The sequence below is a fragment of the Christiangramia sp. LLG6405-1 genome (assembly GCF_045055805.1).
GTDB lineage: Bacteria > Bacteroidota > Bacteroidia > Flavobacteriales > Flavobacteriaceae > Christiangramia.
The window spans coordinates 905,757-923,324 of the sequence record NZ_CP159330.1; the positions used below are offsets into that span (position 1 = coordinate 905,757).

General features: G+C 39.4%; 15 protein-coding genes and 1 tRNA gene. 4 read left to right on the plus strand and 12 right to left on the minus strand.

What is annotated here, in order from left to right; all coding sequences use genetic code 11:
* Positions 1-6: 6 nt before the first annotated feature.
* Together ABVM50_RS04220 and ABVM50_RS04225 are read right to left on the minus strand one after the other, a co-directional pair.
* Positions 7-1,257, minus strand: coding sequence for an ATP-binding protein (locus ABVM50_RS04220; RefSeq protein WP_405200108.1), 1,251 nt, complete (start codon positions 1,255-1,257; stop codon positions 7-9).
* A gap of 64 nt (positions 1,258-1,321) precedes the next feature.
* Positions 1,322-1,546: a hypothetical protein gene (locus tag ABVM50_RS04225; RefSeq protein WP_405200109.1), complete on the minus strand. Its 225-nt coding sequence runs from the start codon at positions 1,544-1,546 to the stop codon at positions 1,322-1,324.
* Positions 1,547-2,015: 469 nt separating this feature from the next.
* Here ABVM50_RS04225 and ABVM50_RS04230 point away from each other — a divergent pair, with 469 nt between their 5' ends.
* Positions 2,016-2,849: a universal stress protein gene (locus ABVM50_RS04230; protein WP_405200110.1), complete on the plus strand. Its 834-nt coding sequence runs from the start codon at positions 2,016-2,018 to the stop codon at positions 2,847-2,849.
* A 57-nt stretch (positions 2,850-2,906) separates the two neighbouring features.
* Here ABVM50_RS04230 and deoD read toward each other — a convergent pair whose 3' ends face one another.
* The 5 genes from deoD to mce all read right to left on the minus strand — a co-directional run bounded on the left by deoD (position 2,907) and on the right by mce (position 6,423).
* Entirely contained in the window at positions 2,907-3,605 is a 699-nt protein-coding gene (gene deoD / locus ABVM50_RS04235; RefSeq protein WP_405200111.1) for a purine-nucleoside phosphorylase, read from the minus strand.
* 114 nt (positions 3,606-3,719) lie between these two features.
* A complete protein-coding gene (gene hemN / locus ABVM50_RS04240) occupies positions 3,720-5,087 on the minus strand; it encodes an oxygen-independent coproporphyrinogen III oxidase (RefSeq protein WP_405200112.1) in 1,368 nt (455 codons plus the stop codon).
* 275 nt (positions 5,088-5,362) lie between these two features.
* On the minus strand, positions 5,363-5,716 hold the full coding sequence (locus ABVM50_RS04245) for a hypothetical protein (RefSeq protein ID WP_405200113.1): 354 nt from the start codon (positions 5,714-5,716) through the stop codon (positions 5,363-5,365).
* A gap of 168 nt (positions 5,717-5,884) precedes the next feature.
* Positions 5,885-5,958 (minus strand) — tRNA-Ile (locus tag ABVM50_RS04250).
* Positions 5,959-6,024: 66 nt separating this feature from the next.
* On the minus strand, positions 6,025-6,423 hold the full coding sequence (gene mce, locus ABVM50_RS04255; protein ID WP_405200114.1) for a methylmalonyl-CoA epimerase: 399 nt from the start codon (positions 6,421-6,423) through the stop codon (positions 6,025-6,027).
* A gap of 100 nt (positions 6,424-6,523) precedes the next feature.
* On the opposite strand from mce, the gene rbfA reads away from it, so the two are divergent.
* Together rbfA and ABVM50_RS04265 are read left to right on the plus strand one after the other, a co-directional pair.
* Positions 6,524-6,919 (plus strand): 30S ribosome-binding factor RbfA, encoded by a 396-nt coding sequence (gene rbfA, locus ABVM50_RS04260; RefSeq protein ID WP_141876398.1) that lies wholly within the window; start codon positions 6,524-6,526, stop codon positions 6,917-6,919.
* Position 6,920: 1 nt separating this feature from the next.
* Positions 6,921-8,123, plus strand: coding sequence for an ABC transporter permease (locus tag ABVM50_RS04265; RefSeq protein ID WP_405200115.1), 1,203 nt, complete (start codon positions 6,921-6,923; stop codon positions 8,121-8,123).
* On the opposite strand, the gene dusB is transcribed toward ABVM50_RS04265, so the two are convergent.
* The 5 genes from dusB to murQ all read right to left on the minus strand — a co-directional run bounded on the left by dusB (position 8,124) and on the right by murQ (position 15,366).
* Complete coding sequence (gene dusB / locus ABVM50_RS04270) at positions 8,124-9,116, minus strand: tRNA dihydrouridine synthase DusB (protein ID WP_405200116.1); 993 nt, start codon at positions 9,114-9,116, stop codon at positions 8,124-8,126.
* A gap of 50 nt (positions 9,117-9,166) precedes the next feature.
* On the minus strand, positions 9,167-11,572 hold the full coding sequence (locus tag ABVM50_RS04275; protein WP_405200117.1) for an outer membrane beta-barrel protein: 2,406 nt from the start codon (positions 11,570-11,572) through the stop codon (positions 9,167-9,169).
* A 157-nt stretch (positions 11,573-11,729) separates the two neighbouring features.
* Positions 11,730-12,935, minus strand: a complete 1,206-nt coding sequence (locus ABVM50_RS04280; RefSeq protein ID WP_405200118.1) for an NlpC/P60 family protein — start codon at positions 12,933-12,935, stop codon at positions 11,730-11,732.
* A gap of 2 nt (positions 12,936-12,937) precedes the next feature.
* Positions 12,938-14,545 carry a glycoside hydrolase family 10 protein gene (locus ABVM50_RS04285; protein ID WP_405200119.1) on the minus strand — a complete coding sequence of 536 codons (1,608 nt, stop codon included), beginning with the start codon at positions 14,543-14,545 and terminating at the stop codon, positions 12,938-12,940.
* Positions 14,545-15,366, minus strand: coding sequence for an N-acetylmuramic acid 6-phosphate etherase (gene murQ, locus ABVM50_RS04290; RefSeq protein WP_405200120.1), 822 nt, complete (start codon positions 15,364-15,366; stop codon positions 14,545-14,547). Before murQ ends, ABVM50_RS04285 begins: the two co-directional genes overlap by 1 nt.
* A 197-nt stretch (positions 15,367-15,563) precedes the next feature.
* On the opposite strand from murQ, the gene lepA reads away from it, so the two are divergent.
* The gene (gene lepA, locus ABVM50_RS04295; protein ID WP_141876405.1) at positions 15,564-17,360 is read left to right on the plus strand and encodes a translation elongation factor 4; all 1,797 of its coding nucleotides are present in this window, start codon (positions 15,564-15,566) and stop codon (positions 17,358-17,360) included.
* The last annotated feature ends 208 nt before the right edge of the window (positions 17,361-17,568 follow it).

Sequence of the window (17,568 nt, forward strand, 5' to 3'; positions counted from 1 at the left end):
ATCGGGTTAGGACTTATCCATAGGAACTTCTATGGTAAAGGTGGTCCCTTTATTTTCTTCACTTTCAAACTGGATCGTTCCTCCAAGATTCTCAAGATGAGTTTTCGCAATGTTCAACCCAATTCCTGTCCCCTGGTCCAGCAAAGCATTTTCAGCTCTAAAATATCGTTCAAAAATATGTTTTTGATCTTTCTTCGGAATCCCTCTACCCTGATCTTTAATTTTGAAAACGATTAGATCATCATGGAAATCGACCATGAATTTAATGGAAGTATTTTCCGGAGAATATTTGATCGCGTTCCCTAATAAATTGGAAAGGATCAATTCAAGGATCTTTTCATCCATAAAAAACTCTACATCCTCTATATCTTTTGGGTAAGAGATCTCCTGACCATCTTTAAGGGTAATATTCGCATTGTAAATGACTTCGTTGATAAGTCGCTTTAATCCGAATTTTGAATATTTGTACTGTCCTCTTCCACTATCCAGACGTTCAATGGAAAGAAAATCATTCAAAATATTGTTGAGATAATGAACCTTATTTCTAATGGTCACGAGATGCTTCTCGCGCTTGGGCTGTTGTTCTTCTTTGGTATATTTTTCAGCAAGAGTTGCAGAAGTAAGGATTCCGCTTAAAGGAGTTTTGAATTCGTGAGATACCAGGGACAGGAACTTTGTTTTTAGTTCATTAAGCTCTTTTTCTTTATGTAGAGCATCTTTGATCTTTTCTTCGGCTTCTTTTCTGCGATTAATTTCTTCTCCCAGTTCGACGTTCAGGTTTTTAAGATCTTCTACGCTATCACTTAGTTCCCGGGTTCTGACTTCAATTTTCTCTTCAAGTTCAGTATTTAGCTCTCTAATTTGTCTCTGAGTCTCCTTACGGATCGTGATATCTATGATTAGCGACATCACATACCTTTCACCCTCGATCTCGAATGGATTTAGACCAGCTTCCACAGGAAATAGTGAACCATCCTTTTTAACTCCATAAAGATCCCGACCATGTCCCATCTGGCGCTTTTCACTCTTATCGATGAACTGGTCGACATGCTTATGATGTATATGGTGATAATCTTTGGGTACAAGACGATCGAGATGTTGATTCAATAGTTCGCCTTGCTGGTAACCAAACATTTCTTCAGCAGCAAGATTAGCTGCCACAACGATCTGACTGGAATTTACTACGATAATACCTTCCGAAGCGGCCTGGAACAGTAAATTAAGAATGTTCTTGTTGTCGAAAAAATTTTCCTGCAAAATGGGTTTCGTTTAAGATCACTAAGTTAAAATCTTTTTGATGATCCCAATAAAGTTGAAAACCTTATTCGTCTAAACCCGGAGTATGATCCTCATACCCATCTTTAAATGTTTTGCTGGTCTTATAATCATCGGAAAGGACTTTATAAACCGTTAGGAGAAAAAGAGCCTGACCTGCGATCATAAGATAAAAAACCGGTGCAAAACTAATTCCTGTAGAAGCCAGTATGGTGAGAAGCAATAAGATCACACTGGTAATGATCAAAAAAGTGATGCCTGTAATTTTCATCGTTTTCTCTTTAATTTACAGATAATTAGAGGTAATGATTCTTAATATTTATCTAAAATGTTTGAGAATAGATTAATCTATTCATGATTTCTGTCATATTTTTTCATGTGTGTATCTTTTAGCTTTACGTATGAACCAGAAATTATGATGTGATGCTCAACCAGATACACCATTTATAAATTCCCAAAAAGTCCGGTACTGAGCAACTTTACGCAAAGGAAATTAAATCTGCTTGGTTGAAGATATGATACCATACAGAATTTGCATGTTTATTTTAATCTTGAAAACACAAGGCAGGGAAGAGCTAAATTTTGTGAGTTACAATGCGCAATTCCGGGCTTCAGGATTCCTGCCAGTGCTGGCAGGGAATATTTTGAAAACGCACTAAAGATGGCTTTGAACGAGTTGATCACACAACTTGAAAAGAGAAATGCCGTAATACAAATTGTCTAATTAAAAACTAAGTATCATGAAAACTATATTCGTACCAGTTGACTTTTCGAAATATTCTGAAAACGCTCTCGAGGTGGCCGCCGGCATCGCAAAGAAGCATGGTTCCCGAATCATTCTCGTACATATGCTGGGAATAGCCAACTCTTACCTTACCAAAGACCAGCAGCAGGAAGTATTTAACGTGATGTATTATATCAAGATCGCAGAACAGCATTTTAAAGAACTTCGGAAAAAGGAATATCTAAAAGGGATTGAAGTAGCGGAAGTCATGAAGCCTTATCGAATTTTCTCTGAAATCAATACCATCGCTGCAGAACATGACAGCGATTTGATCGTGATGGGATCCCATGGAGCGACGGGAGTAAAAGAAGTTTTTATAGGTTCCAATACCGAAAAGGTGGTACGTACAGCAGATATTCCCGTACTCGTTATCAAGGAAAGAAGTCCAGACTTCCATATTGATAAAGCGGTGTTCGTAACCGATTTTCATAATAGCAATCAGGACTCTTTTAAAAAGGCCAGAAAGTTTTTTAGTTATTTTGACGTTGAGCCAAAGTTGCTATATATCAATATTCCTGAAAAATTTATGAGCACGGCCGAAATAAAACGCAATGCGCATAATTTTATGAGTACCGCAGGGATAGATCCCACAGACTTCGACAAACACGTAGTATTTTATGCTGATTATACCGCTGAAAGAGGTGTGTTCAATTATTGTGAAGAGGCGAAAATAGATGCTATCGCTATTTCCACGCATGGTAGAAAAGGCCTGGGTCATTTCTTCTATGGCAGTGTGGGAGAAGATGTAGCAAATCATGCTGATGTTCCAGTAATCACCTTTAAGATCTGAAAATGAACAAGGGAGCTATAAATTGTTAGCTCCCTTTTTTATTCTGAAAATGTGATACTAGAAAGAATTCAGTGCTATTTCCACCATTTCGTTGAGTTTCTGCTCTCTCATTTCTGCGGAAATCTCTTCAGTAGTTAACAGTGAATCAGAAATCGTTAAAATAGATAATGCCTTTACTCCAAATTTGGCAGCCAGCGTGTAGATTGCCGCCGTTTCCATTTCAGCACAAAGCACTCCATATTTAGCCCACTGTTTAAAATAATCAACCTTCTCATCATAAAAGAAGTCGGATGACAGAACGTTACCGGCATGAAATGGAATAGTGTTTTTCTCAGCGAAATTTATGGCCTTTAGTAAAAGGTCGATATTGGCGGTTGGAGCAAAGTCGGCATTACCAAATACAGCTCTGTTCAAGGAAGAATTTGTAGAAGCCGACATGGCGATCACAATATCCATCAATTTTAGCTCTGGCTGGAAGGCACCGGCGCTCCCAACCCTGATAAGGTTTTGAACTTTATAGGTCTTCAGCAATTCGTGACAATAAATGAGCGTAGATGGAATGCCCATTCCCGTTCCCTGTACCGACACCCTTTTTCCCCGGTAAGTTCCGGTAAAGCCCAGCATCCCCCGAATATTATTATAGCAAAAACTATCTTCGAGAAAGGTTTCAGCGATCCACTTTGCCCGCAAAGGATCCCCGGGAAGTAAAACCGTTTCGGCTATATCACCTTTTTTCGCTTCTATATGTATACTCATGGCTTTTGTATTGCATTAGTTTCTAATGTGATTCAGAGATCGATCAATTCTTTCTTTTTAGTAAACTTATTATAGAAACTGTTGAATCCTGGACTAAAAAGTATCACTTACTAATTAAATCGTCATTGAAAATAATTGTGAATCAGGTTTATTCCTGTTCAATCTAAGATCAAATGCCATACATACATTTCTTACGAATGGCCTTCCTTTCTCGGTAACAATGATATAATTTGAATCTCTTTCAATGAGTCCGTCATCTGCCATCTCCTGCAAACTAATAAGCACATCGGGCAATTCCTGGAAAGTTTGATCTGTCGTATACCAGGAAGTTTTCAGCTTACACATTAAATTGAGAACATGTTTTCTAATAATCAGATCTTCTTCATTTAGAATATGTCCCCTTAATAAGGGTAGCATCCCATTATTCACCAGATTTTGATATTCTTCCACACCCTTAACATTCTGCGCGAAACCATACCAGCTATCACTAATCGCAGAAACACCAAGCCCTAACATAGCCTGAGTTTTAGAAGCTGTGTAGCCCATAAAATTTCTATGCAGCGTTTTATTATCTAATGCCATACTGAGAGTATCAGTTCTTAAAGCAAAGTGATCCATCCCAATTTCTACATAACCGGCATCCAGTAAGATTTGTTTACCAGTTTCATACTGCACGCGTTTTTCAGCAGCGGTGGGCAGATCCTTCTCATTAAAACCTCTCTGCCCGCTACCTTTGATCCACGGAATATGCGCATAACTATAAAAAGCGATCCTGTCTGGCATAAGCTCCAGAGTGCGTTGCATGGTATAAATGATATCATTTCTGGTCTGAAATGGCAATCCAAATATGATATCATGACCTACTGAAGTAAAGCCAGCTTCCCTCGCGTTTTGGGTTGCGAGGAGGACATTTTCAAACGACTGAACTCTATGAATAGCTTTCTGAACTTCTGGGTTATAATCCTGAACTCCATAGCTTACCCGGTTAAATCCAAACTTTGCAAACAGCTCGAGGTGTTCCCTGCTGGTATTATTGGGATGCCCTTCAAAACTAAATTCGGCAGCTTGAGATCTTTTAGCGCGTTTGAATATTCCTTCCAGTAGATAACCCAGGTTTTCAGCAGAAAAGAAAGTAGGAGTGCCTCCTCCCAGGTGCAGTTCCTTGATGACCGGTTTTTCCGGAAATAAAGTACAGTACATCTCCCATTCTTTTAGAACCGAATTGATATAGGGAACCTCCATTCCGTGGTTTTTTGTAATTCTTTTGTTACAACCGCAAAAGGTGCAAAGACTTTCACAGAAAGGTAGATGTATATAGAGGCTTATACCTTCAGAGGAATTTGATTCTTTAAAACTTTGAATAAGCGAGGATGTCCAGGCATTTCCTGAAAAGCTGTCCTGATCCCAATAAGGCACAGTTGGATAACTGGTATACCTGGGACCCTGGATATTATACTTCTGAACTAAGGCTGAATGAGTCATAGTAAAATTTTGAATTCAAAACTATGAACAGGTTCAAGAAGGAAATATGACAAGCGTCAGTTAAGTGGAAATTTTATCTTCTGAAGTAATTTCAGAATGAAGGAGAAATCGAGTCAATACAGTACAAGGTTTAGCAACTAAAGTTTGGAAGAATCTGAAGTATTCTATGTTATTAAAATACTTAATTGATCCAAAACAAAATAGAAAAGCACCTGATTAAAAAAATCCTGCACGATTGGATGCAGGATTTATTATTTAAAAATATGTAAAGGCAACTATTTGGACTGAATCAACTGAAAGGCTTCTCTAACCTGTCCTTTGATCATTTCCGGCATCTGGCTTTGATCGAGTTTTTCAAATTGCTCCAGATTAAGGTCGGGACCTACCACATATTGATACTTTCGATCTTCGCTTACTATTATAGACACAATAGCAACATGATCTCTTTGCGTAGTGTTTATGGCTACCTGATTTGGAATTACTTCAAAATCTATATGAAAGTTTTGAATGTTTTCATCGATCTCTTTCTTATCCATATTCAAGTAAAGATCGTCCAGAATCTTCTGACCACTATGATATTCGGCTATTTCGCCATTCCCGTTATTGAGTTTTAATGTCGGATTTTCCATTTCTTCTAAGTTTATGAAAGCTAAGATATCATCACTTTCAGATTTTTTTCAAAAATAAAAACCAAAACCCTGGTAAAATATTCTAAAAGTTGAGTGTAAATTACCAAAATCCAATCCCGGAACTCTATAAAAAAAGCCCTGCATCTCTGCAAGGCTTTAATCTACTAGTGGTCCCACTTGGGCTCGAACCAAGGACCACCTGATTATGAGTCAGGTGCTCTAACCAACTGAGCTATGGGACCTGATACGTATTCGTATCGCGAGCGCAAATTTAGATAATTGCCTCTTACGCACCAAACAAATTAATTCTATTTTTCCTGGCAAAGCTCAACCAGGACTCCGTTACCATCTTTAGGATGCATAAATGCTACTATTTTATTATCGGCACCCTGTTTTGGAATCTCATTTATTAACCTGAAACCTTCAGATTTTAAACGGGTTATCTCCTTTTCAATATCGTCTACCAGAAAGGCCATGTGATGTATCCCCTCTCCCCGCTTCTCCAAAAATTTTGCAATCGGACTATCATCCCTGGTTGCCGCAAGCAATTCTATCTTACTATCACCAATCTTAAAAAATGAAGTATTTACACCTTCCCCATCTACCTCTTCGGTTTTATAATGCTCTGCTCCTAAGATCGCTTTGTAGGTTCTGTTAGCAGCTTCCAGATCTTTTACCGCAATACCTATATGTTCTATCTTTTTCATGATTTTATATTTTTCGATGCAAATATCTATATTTCAGCTTAGACTATTCAAATTCATGCGAATGAAGAAGAATCACAGTTAAAAATTTTACTTTTGTAGCATGGAAGAAACAAACAGACAGAAGAAGATAGGTGGATTGTTGCAGAAGGACCTGGCCGATATTCTGCAAAACTCACTAAGAGAAAGCGGGCGTACAGGAATTTTGATCTCAGTTTCAAAAGTTCGGGTAACTACAGATCTCTCGATCGCCAAAGCATATGTTAGCATTTTCCCTTCTAAACATCAGGAGGAAGTCATTGAGGAAATCAATGAGAATAAGTATAAGATTAAGCATGAAATGGCTCAGCGAACCAGGCATCAACTAAGAAAAATGCCCGATCTTAGTTTCTTTGTAGACGATTCTCTGGAATATATCGACGGAATTGAGAAATCCATCAAAGGAAAAGAGGATCCTGTATCCAATCCAGATCTTTTAGATAAGAGGAAAAAATCTTAAGTTGAAGTTCCCACTCTATATTGCCAAACGCTACCTGTTCACTAAGAGCAAGAGCAATGCGATCAATATTATTACAATTATCGCTGCAATTGGAGTATTTGCAGGAGCATTTTCATTATTTATCGTATTAAGCGGATTCTCAGGATTACGCGATTTCAGTCTTTCCTTTTCGAACGAATTCGATCCCGATCTTAAAGCTTTACCAGATACTGGAAAAATTATTCAGTTATCTGAAGAGCAGGAAGACAGGTTATTGAAAATCGAAGGAATTGAAGAGCTTACGCAGGTTATCGAGGAACGTGTCATTCTTAGTTATAAACAGAAGTCAAACCCTGCCTATATCAAAGGTGTGGACGCGAATTATCAGCAGGTCAACCAGATCGACAGTGCTATTGTTTTTGGCACCTGGCTTACTAAAAGCGAGCCGCAGGTGGTTATTGGAAACGGACTCTCCCGTTTGCTTGATATTGGCACTTTCAATTATCAGAATTTACTGAAGATCATGGTGCCCAAACCAGGAAAAGGACAGGTAACCATGACCAATATCCAAAATGCTTTTTCCACCCGGCAGACCATAGTTAGCGGTGTTTATAGCGTTAATGAGGAACTGGATTCAAAATATGTTTTTACCAATATCAATTTTGCCCGTGATCTGCTAAGCATGCAGCCTGATGAAGTAACGGGCGTGGAATTTAAAATTTCTTCGGAAGCAGATCTCGACAGAATTTCAGAAGAGATTATTGCAGTACTGGGCGATAATGTACAGATCAAAACCCGTGAAGAACTGAATGATGCGCTGAACAAAATGCTAAATTCTGAAAACCTCTTTGTTTACCTTATTTTCACACTGGTACTTACGATCGCGTTATTTAATGTGGTAGGTTCTATTATCGTTATGATCCTGGATAAACGGGAAAATATGAAGACTCTGCACAGTCTTGGTGCTACTACTAGACAAATAAGAAATATCTTTTTTTACCAGGGGATGTTGATGACCGTTTTGGGCGGACTTTTAGGCCTTGGATTTGCCATTGTCCTTATCCTTCTGCAAATGCAATTTGACCTGGTCATGATTACTCCCAGCCTGCCCTATCCTGTGCAAATGCGCGCGAAAAATGTCATTATCGTCGTAGCTACGATCTTTACCCTTGGTTTCATTGCGTCCTATATCGCTGCAGGAACTACCAGAAAAGCTTTAAAATAATTAAGCGAATTCGTAACCTGCAAACTCCTTCTCTACCTCATCAAAAACTCTAAAGACGTCTACAGAATCATCACTGGTAACCATTTTCATACGATACTCCTTAAAGTGCGGAATTCCCTTAAAATAGTTGGTATAATGACGACGTGTTTCGAACACACCCAGACGCTCTCCTTTCCAGTCTATAGACATCTGTAAATGTCGTCTGGCAGCGTACACACGCTCTTCCAGCGTTGGGGGTGCCATATGTTTTCCGGTCTCAAAATAATGCTTTACTTCCCGAAAAAACCACGGATAGCCAATACTTGCACGACCAATCATTGCCCCATCAAGTCCAAACTCATCACGCATTAGCATGGCTTTCTCTGGAGAATCCACATCACCATTTCCAAAAACAGGAATATGCATACGAGGATTATTCTTTACTTGTGCAATTGGCTTCCAGTCGGCTTCGCCCTTGTACATTTGAGCTCTGGTTCGACCATGAATAGAAATTGCCTGACAGCCTACATCCTGTAATCTTTCAGCCACTTCGAGGATTTTTATGGAGTCATGATCCCAACCTAAACGGGTCTTTACCGTGATAGGTAAATTGGTATGTTTCACCATTGCTTCGGTTAAAGAAACCATTAAATCCACATCTTTCAGAATTCCTGCGCCAGCGCCTTTGGAAACCACCTTTTTCACCGGGCATCCAAAGTTAATATCTATAATATCCGGGCCAGATTTTTCAACGATCTCGACAGACTGTAACATCGACTCCAGGTTAGCCCCGAATATCTGGATCCCAACTGGTCGTTCTTTTTCGTAAATATCAAGTTTCATGGTACTTTTCGCGGCATCGCGAATAAGTCCTTCAGAAGAAATAAATTCAGTATACACCAAATCTGCGCCCTGCTCCTTGCATAATGCGCGAAATGGTGGATCACTCACATCTTCCATCGGTGCTAACAGCAAAGGGAAGTCTCCTACATCTATATTTCCGATTTTAGCCAAAGCCTTTCAGTTTTATGCTGCAAAAATAAGAAATAAACCGGAAGTAAAAATTATGGTCTTAATCGTTCTCTTTCAGCTTCATCGATCGTACGCTGATTGTCACTCAGTCTAAAGTTTCCGAAGTTATATTTAAACCCTATCTGGACATTCCTGTTTTCAGAAAAAGAAAAGAAACTGTTGCTCTGGTTCAAATATTCTGAAGTAAGGCGAGTGTTAGTAGAATTAAATATATCGTTCACATTTAAACTTAGCTCTGCCCGGTTGTCCCATAACGTCTTTCTTAAACCAATACTTACAGTCGTCATTGGCTCCAGGTTGTAAGATCCAGATAGATAATCTGAAAGATATTGCGCAAACAAAGTTCCTTCGAAAGTACCATCCTTCGACAACGTAAAGATATTATAGACGTATGCCTGAACACCTTCAGCTTCTATAGTCACTTCAGCATTATTACTCTCCAGGGCAAGCAACGTATTTTCCATACGGAATAGCGAAGTAAAAAATTGTGCATACCAGAAATCTGTGATAGACGTTCCATGAAAAATATCAATTCCGTAGGATTTCGAATCCAGCAGATTCTGATTCACATTACGAATGGTAAGGTTTTGATTGTCCTGAAATACTAGGACTTCCGGAGCTTCCCCAAGATCCTTAAAATAGAAATCAAAGAACCAGGCGTTGTTAAGAGTATAGCTTAGAGTAACATTATTACTAATGGACGCGATAAGATTTGGGTTTCCAGCGTTGAAATTTGTCTCATTCAGGAAATATCGGAATGGATTCAGACTTTCATATCGTGGTCGTTGAATTCTTCGGCTATAATCCAACGTGAAACTATGATTGTCTGAAGCCCGATATTGCAGGTATGCCGTTGGAAACAATTCAAAGTATTCGCGATCATTGATAGTTTCAACACTCATGCTCTCCCCTGTTCTATCGGTATATTCCCCGCGCAGTCCTAATTTACCACTCCATTTCGTCCAGTCGTGACTTATAGAAAAATAAGCTGCATAAATATTTTCATCATATAAAAATACATCTCCCAGTTCATCATACAGCGATTCCAAACGTCGCTCATTCATATACTCGATCCCACTTTCAGATTCAATAGCAGAATATTTGAGTCCGCTTTCAAAAGCAGATTCCCCAATCGTCGTGGAATAATCTGCCTGTGCAGTGTATATATCGATCTCCTGGCTGGCATCGGTTTCAAATTCAAGTGCATTGAGACGCTGACCCTGAGGATTGAAATATTGAGAAAAGACAGTTTGCTCACGATCCTGGTCAAACCTTGTATAATGGGCTTTTAAGGAAAGATCGCTACCATTTTCAAAGGAGGTGGTATAATCAAGATTTAATGCAACGTTATTTTGATCTGTAAAAACGCCGGAGTCTGTGACCAAAGTGGAGTCAAGTCCTCCGGAAGCATTTCTCATCTCGGTCGTTACGTCGTTATCGAATTCACGGTTTGGTGAAAAATTAGCATTCACAGAAAAGTTAAGATTGCTCTTTTCTGAAAGTTCGAAATCTATAATCGCGTTGGCGTTATGAGCCTGGCTTGTAGTTTCTCTTGTAAAATCTGTGTCCCATCTGGAAAAGGGCTGCCCATCCTGAATAAAATTGATATAGGAATCATCGTTCTTATAATCCTTACGCGGACTAAAATTGTAATTCGCGAATACATTCACCTTATCACCCTGGAAATAATGACTGGTCCCAATCTTGTATTTTGAATAGATCGCCTGGGTATAAGTTCCTTCTACGCTACCCTTGTAACCCGGAGTAATACTTTTACTGGTTGTGATATTAAGGATCGCTCCTCCTTCAGCATCGTATTTTGCTGGAGGATTCGTGATGATCTCAATAGATTTAATGTTTTCTGCGGAATAAGATTCCAATAATGTCTGCAATTCTGAAGCAGATAAATAGATCTTGCGATCATTCAAATACACCTGCACTGCGGCGTTTCGAACCATCAATTGTCCCTGGTTATCAATCACACCCGGTGATTTCTTTAGAATATCCCAGGTATTTCCAGAGGATAAAGTAGAATTCTCCACATCAAACACGATACGATCCACTTCCCTGCTAATTCTTGGTTTTCTAGCTTGAATAGTTACCTCATCAAGATCTCCCGAAGATGGTGAAACTTTCAAAGTTTTAAGGTTAGTGTCTCCTTTTACTTTGATCTTCTTCAGCAGGTCATCATAACCTACATAAGTTATTTTTAGTACGTAATTATCATCCTTGATATCCTTCAGCAAAAAGCTCCCATCCTCTTCACTCACCGTTCCTTTGACGACAGAAACTGAATCCTGGGCGTTCAAAAGAATGACGTTCGCGTATGCAAGTGGGTCATTGTTAAGGTCGGTTAACTTTCCTGAAAGTTCATTTTGTGAAAATACCAGCGTACTTAAAAAGCAAAGTAAAATGCTTAGAGATGGTCTAATATTCATGTTTGGTTAGTTCGGTTTGTTTGGTAACAAGGGCAAATATAACTTTTATGTGATTTTTATCAAGAAAAAGCTTTCATATCAATCTGAAGCTAAATTAATTAGTAATTGTTCAACAATCCTCGTAAAATCAACGAATAAAACACTCTTTCGCCTAAAATTACTTTGTATTACCGGTATAAAAATCCTGTTTTTTCAAGTATTTGAGTCCGCTTGATTGTTGATCAAGATATCTTTTAGTTCTCAGGTATCGGCTTTTGTTGAATTCATCAAAATTTTCAGCTTTATCATCTACACTGCTAATATGAACATCTCCCGAGGAATGAATAAATTCATTATTACCAATCCACATTCCTACGTGTACAACTTTTTCTGAAGTAGAATCTGTTGCCGGTCTACCAAAGAACAGTAGATCCCCTACTTCCAGCTTGCTGAAATCTGATTCGTCGTCCACGAGCGTACCCTCTTTGATCTGTTGAGAAGCATCCCTGGGAATGACCACGCCGTTCATGAAGTAAATCGTCTTGGTGAATCCGCTACAATCTACTCCTTTCGCAGAGGTTCCTCCCCATAAATAAGGTAAACCCATCAATTTTTTTGAAACCCTCGTTAAACTTTCACCATCAGGTTCCAGATTCTGTAACCATTCCCCGTAGTTCTTCGCATCCTCTTTAGAAACGTAGGCTTCACGCGCATCAGGATATCTAACTTTATAAAATTCACCTGAATCTTCCAGAAATTCCAGGACAGCCCCGGTTACCAGATCTGTAACGGGATTAGAATCCAGATCAGCCTTAGCATAGGAGTTCCCATAGGCTTTCGTGAAAATGATCTTTTCTGAATTTTTCCAGTTATTAAATTCACTTTCGTTAATGGTCGTAATTCCTCCGTGGTCCACCCACGAAAGATAATCGTCTGGAGTTTGAATATAATACCATTGCTCAGTTCGTTTCCAGATCTTTACAGGAGTTCCGAGCGTAGCCTGAGTCACAAGTTCAGAAGAATGTTTGCTATCTCCTCTTAGGTTAGCCACCGAAACGTCAATGATCCCGTAAAGCTTTTCACCCAATGCTTCGGAAGGTAAAACCTGAATACTGTCTTTATAATTAACACCTGCCGAATCAAGATCTAATAAAAGTCTATTTTTAGCTTCTTCTGAATTGGTTTCACCTTTGAGAATGATTCCGTTCTTATCTTCTTCCGCAGAAATATCAAAAAGTGCTACCCGTTTGTCTGGAGCAAATTCAGTTCTGGTTTGTTCTACGATTTCTTCGACCTGACCAGTTTTAGCCGATTCTTTGTTGGATTCACCACAGGAAAGGAAGAAAATTGCTGCTAGAAAATATATAATAGATCTGGTTTTCATAATTAAGATTTTATAAGATCAAGGATCTGAAGATCATATTGCTGGAAACTACTTTGAGCTCCCGTGCGATCAACCGCAGTAATCCCTATTTTGATCAATATATTGTTGTCTTTATTCTGAATTGGGAGCGAATGTGAATCCTGTTCCTTATTCAAAATTCTGTAATTCCAGCCACTATTTTCATACTGGTAATATACCACCCACCTGAAGTGCTCATCTAAACTGGAATTCTTTATAGTATATTCTGAAGCTGTTTTAGCTAGTTCGATATGCGGAATTTCAGGAGTTTCAGAAGATAACCATGGACTTGCCGGTACCAGGGCATTTTGTTGATAAGGACCGTTTTTTAAGGAATTTCTGAGTTTCTCGCTTTTCATCAGCGGTCCAATATTCCAGTGAACCACACCAGGGCTATCCGGAAGAATTCCACGCGAGATCATGATCTGTGAGGCAATTTCACCTGGTGTTTCTTCGTCCAGAGCAAGATTAATTCCCGGCCATAAATGTCTTCCAACTACATTTTCAGATTCCCACCAACCCAATAAAACCGGAAAGCTTTGCCCTACTTTTGCCGTGGGCCAGTAGAGCTGCGGAGTGAAATAATCGATCCAGCCTTTATTCAGCCATAATTTTGCATCAGCATATAATTCTTCATACTGGTCCATTCCTTTGATACTCGCAGGAAAACCGGGTCTCCAGATACCAAACGGACTAATCCCGAATTTTACGAAAGACTTTTCAGCTTTGATTTCGCCGGCAATTCTTTCAATAAAATCATTAACGCTTTTACGCCTCCAATCGGCTCTGGAAAGTTCACCTCCACTAGTCTGGTATTTCTGGAAACTTACATCATCCGGGAATCCGCTTTTACCATTATAAGAAGCATATGGATAGAAATAATCATCAAAATGAACGGCATCAATATCATAGCGTTCCACAATATCCATCACTACTGCAGCCGAATGTTCCTGAACCTTTTCACTTCCCGGATCCATCCACCACATCCCATTTTTCAGTTCCATTACGAGTTCAGGATTGGTCTTTACAATAGATTTTTCACCAATCTCCTTACCGGTGGTATGATGTGCCCGGTATGGATTGAGCCAGACATGAAGCTCCAGACCTCTTAAATGAGCCTCTTCTATCCAGAATTCCAGCGGATCGTAAAAGGGTTCTGGTGCCTTGCCACTTTTGCCGGTAAGAAAATAGGACCATGGCTCCAGTTCGCTTTGATATAGAGCATCAGCCTGCGGCCGAACCTGTAAAATGACCGCATTGAAATTATTTTCTTCAAGAAAATCAAGCATTTCCAGGGCTTCCTTTTTCTGTACTTCAGTAGATAAACCTGCTTTACTCGGCCAGTTAATATTTGCAACCGTTGCGATCCAGGCTGCTCTAAATTCGGCTATATCAAGCGGTGCTTCAATAAACGTATTTTCAGTAATTTTTTCTGAAACTTCAGGACTTTCCATCTCCTTCTGAACCAGTGTATCTATTGTTTCTGGTTGCTTTTCAGCTACTGGAACATTTTTGGTTGATTTACAGGAATATGCAAAAAACGCCAGAAGAATCAGCGATAAGGATTTATAATATTTGAAAGATTTGATCATTAACTATTCTGTAGAAAATTAGTGATCGCCAGTCTTACACTACCATACTCTAGTAATAAAGCTTTTGCCTGCTCTTCGTCTATATCCAATTCATCCATGATCATTTGAGTTCCACGTCCTACCAGCTTTTTGTTAGATAACTGCATATCTACCATCTTATTTCCTTTGATCTTTCCTAACCTGATCATGGTAGACGTTGTGATCATATTCAACACCATTTTCTGCGCTGTTCCAGCTTTCATCCTTGTACTTCCCGTTACAAATTCTGGCCCCGTGATCACTTCTACTGGAAATTCTGAAGCATTTGCCAATGGACTTCCAGAGCTACAGGTAACACATCCCGTGATAATATTATTCTCTCTGGCTTTTTTAATTCCGCCAATCACATAAGGCGTGGTTCCCGATGCGGCAATACCTACCAGAACATCCTTCGCAGAGATCTTATGTTGCTGAAGATCTTTCCATGCCTGTTCCCGGTCATCTTCTGCATTTTCAACAGCATTCCTCAAAGCCGTATCACCACCGGCAATTAGACCAATTACGATACCTGGTTCAACCCCAAATGTGGGCGGACATTCTGAAGCGTCCAGAACTCCAAGTCGGCCACTAGTACCAGCTCCAATATAAAAAAGCCTTCCTCCTGCTCCTAGTTTTTCAACGATCCTGTCTACCAGAACTTCAATTGCCGGAATTACTTTTTGCACACTTTCAGCCACGGTTTGATCCTCCTTGTTGATATTCTTCAGAAGTTCTACAGTATTCATCTTTTCAAGATGATCATAATTTGATGCCTTTTCAGTATCAGGTTTCAGGAAATCCATAGTCAGTTTTTTGATGCAATGCCTTTGTGGTATAGACTTCAGCAAAGAAATTTACAAGCTCTAAAATAGCATTATCGAATGCTTTCACACAGCGAAACAAACATAAACTTGAAATTTTATATAAGACTATTAATTCAATTATATTTGTAGTCTTAAAATTACCTGAATTTTTAGGCCTAAGGATACAAATACTGGAGATGAAGAACATTCGAAATTTTTGCATAATCGCGCATATCGATCACGGGAAAAGTACACTGGCAGATCGCCTGCTGGATTTTACCGGGACTGTAACCGAGCGTGAAAAACAGGAACAACTGCTGGACAGTATGGACCTGGAACGGGAACGCGGGATCACTATCAAGTCTCATGCGATACAAATGGATTATGTTCATGAGGGTGAAGAATACACGCTTAACCTTATCGACACTCCGGGACACGTGGATTTTTCTTATGAAGTATCCCGTTCTATTGCTGCTTGTGAAGGTGCTTTACTGGTAGTAGATGCCGCTCAAAGTATTCAGGCTCAAACTATTTCGAATCTTTATCTTGCCCTAGAAAACGATCTTGAGATCATTCCGGTATTGAATAAAGTGGATCTTCCCAGTGCAAATCCCGAGGTGGTGACAGATGATATAGTAGATCTTTTGGGCTGTGATGCATCAGATGTCATCCCGGCAAGTGCAAAAACAGGTATTGGAATTAAAGAGATCCTTGATGCCATTATTTCCAGAATTCCTGCTCCAACAGGAAAAGTTGATGCTCCACTTAGAGCATTGATCTTTGACTCTGTTTATAACCCATTTAGAGGTGTTGAAACTTATTTTAGAGTCATTAATGGATCTATCAGAAAAGGCGAAAAGATCAAGTTCGTTGCAACAAATAAAACATATGATGCCGATGAAGTGGGAACACTTCGTTTGAAACAATTTCCTCGAAAAGAGATCAAAACCGGTGATGTTGGTTACCTCATCACGGGTATTAAGGATGCTCGTGAGGTAAAAGTGGGTGATACTATTACCAGCGCCGTAAATCCAACTACGGAAGCTGTTGCAGGTTTTGAGGACGTAAAACCAATGGTTTTCGCCGGAATTTATCCTGTAGATACTGAAGATTACGAAGAACTAAGAGCTTCAATGGAGAAATTACAGTTGAACGATGCTTCGCTAGTTTTTACTCCTGAAAGTTCTGCAGCTTTAGGTTTTGGGTTCCGTTGTGGATTCCTTGGAATGTTACACCTTGAAATTATTCAGGAAAGACTGGAACGTGAGTTCGATATGACCGTAATTACTACGGTTCCCAACGTTTCTTACCAGGCTTACACCAATAAGAATCCAGATGAGGCTTTACTGGTAAATAACCCGTCTGACCTTCCTGAACCATCTACTTTAAACAGGGTTGAAGAGCCATTTATCAAGGCTACGATCATTACAAAATCAGATTATGTTGGGAACGTAATGTCTCTATGTATTGAAAAGCGTGGAGAAATTACCAACCAGACCTATCTCACTACAGAAAGAGTTGAACTAACTTTCGACATGCCCCTGGCAGAGATCGTTTTCGACTTCTATGACAGACTGAAAACTGTATCCAGAGGTTATGCTTCTTTCGATTATTCTCCAATTGGAATGCGCCAGTCTAAACTTGTAAAAGTTGATGTACTTCTGAATGCGAATACGGTAGATGCACTTTCTGCTCTATTACACGTGGATAACGCGTATGATATTGGAAAGAAAATGTGCGAGAAACTGAAGGAATTGATCCCAAGACAACAATTTGATATTCCAATCCAGGCCGCAATTGGCGCTAAGATCATTGCCCGTGAAACGGTAAAAGCGTTACGTAAAGATGTTACCGCGAAATGTTATGGTGGTGATATTTCCCGTAAACGTAAACTTCTTGAAAAGCAGAAAAAAGGTAAAAAGAGAATGAGACAGGTTGGAAATGTTGAAATTCCGCAGGAAGCATTTATGGCGGTTCTTAAACTGAACGATTAGTCAGAACTTTTTTATAGTCATTATTAGGGCGTTCCGCCTTCCAAAGGTCGGCGGCGGGCTATCCGTTCTAGTTTTTGGTAGCTAAGGCTTCCAAAAAGCTGCCACTACTATCCCTAACGCAAAAATTATATAGACCTCACAGGCTTCAAAACTTGTGAGGTCTTCTTATTGAGCCTATTTCCACTACATTTTTTTACTTTTGTGATAA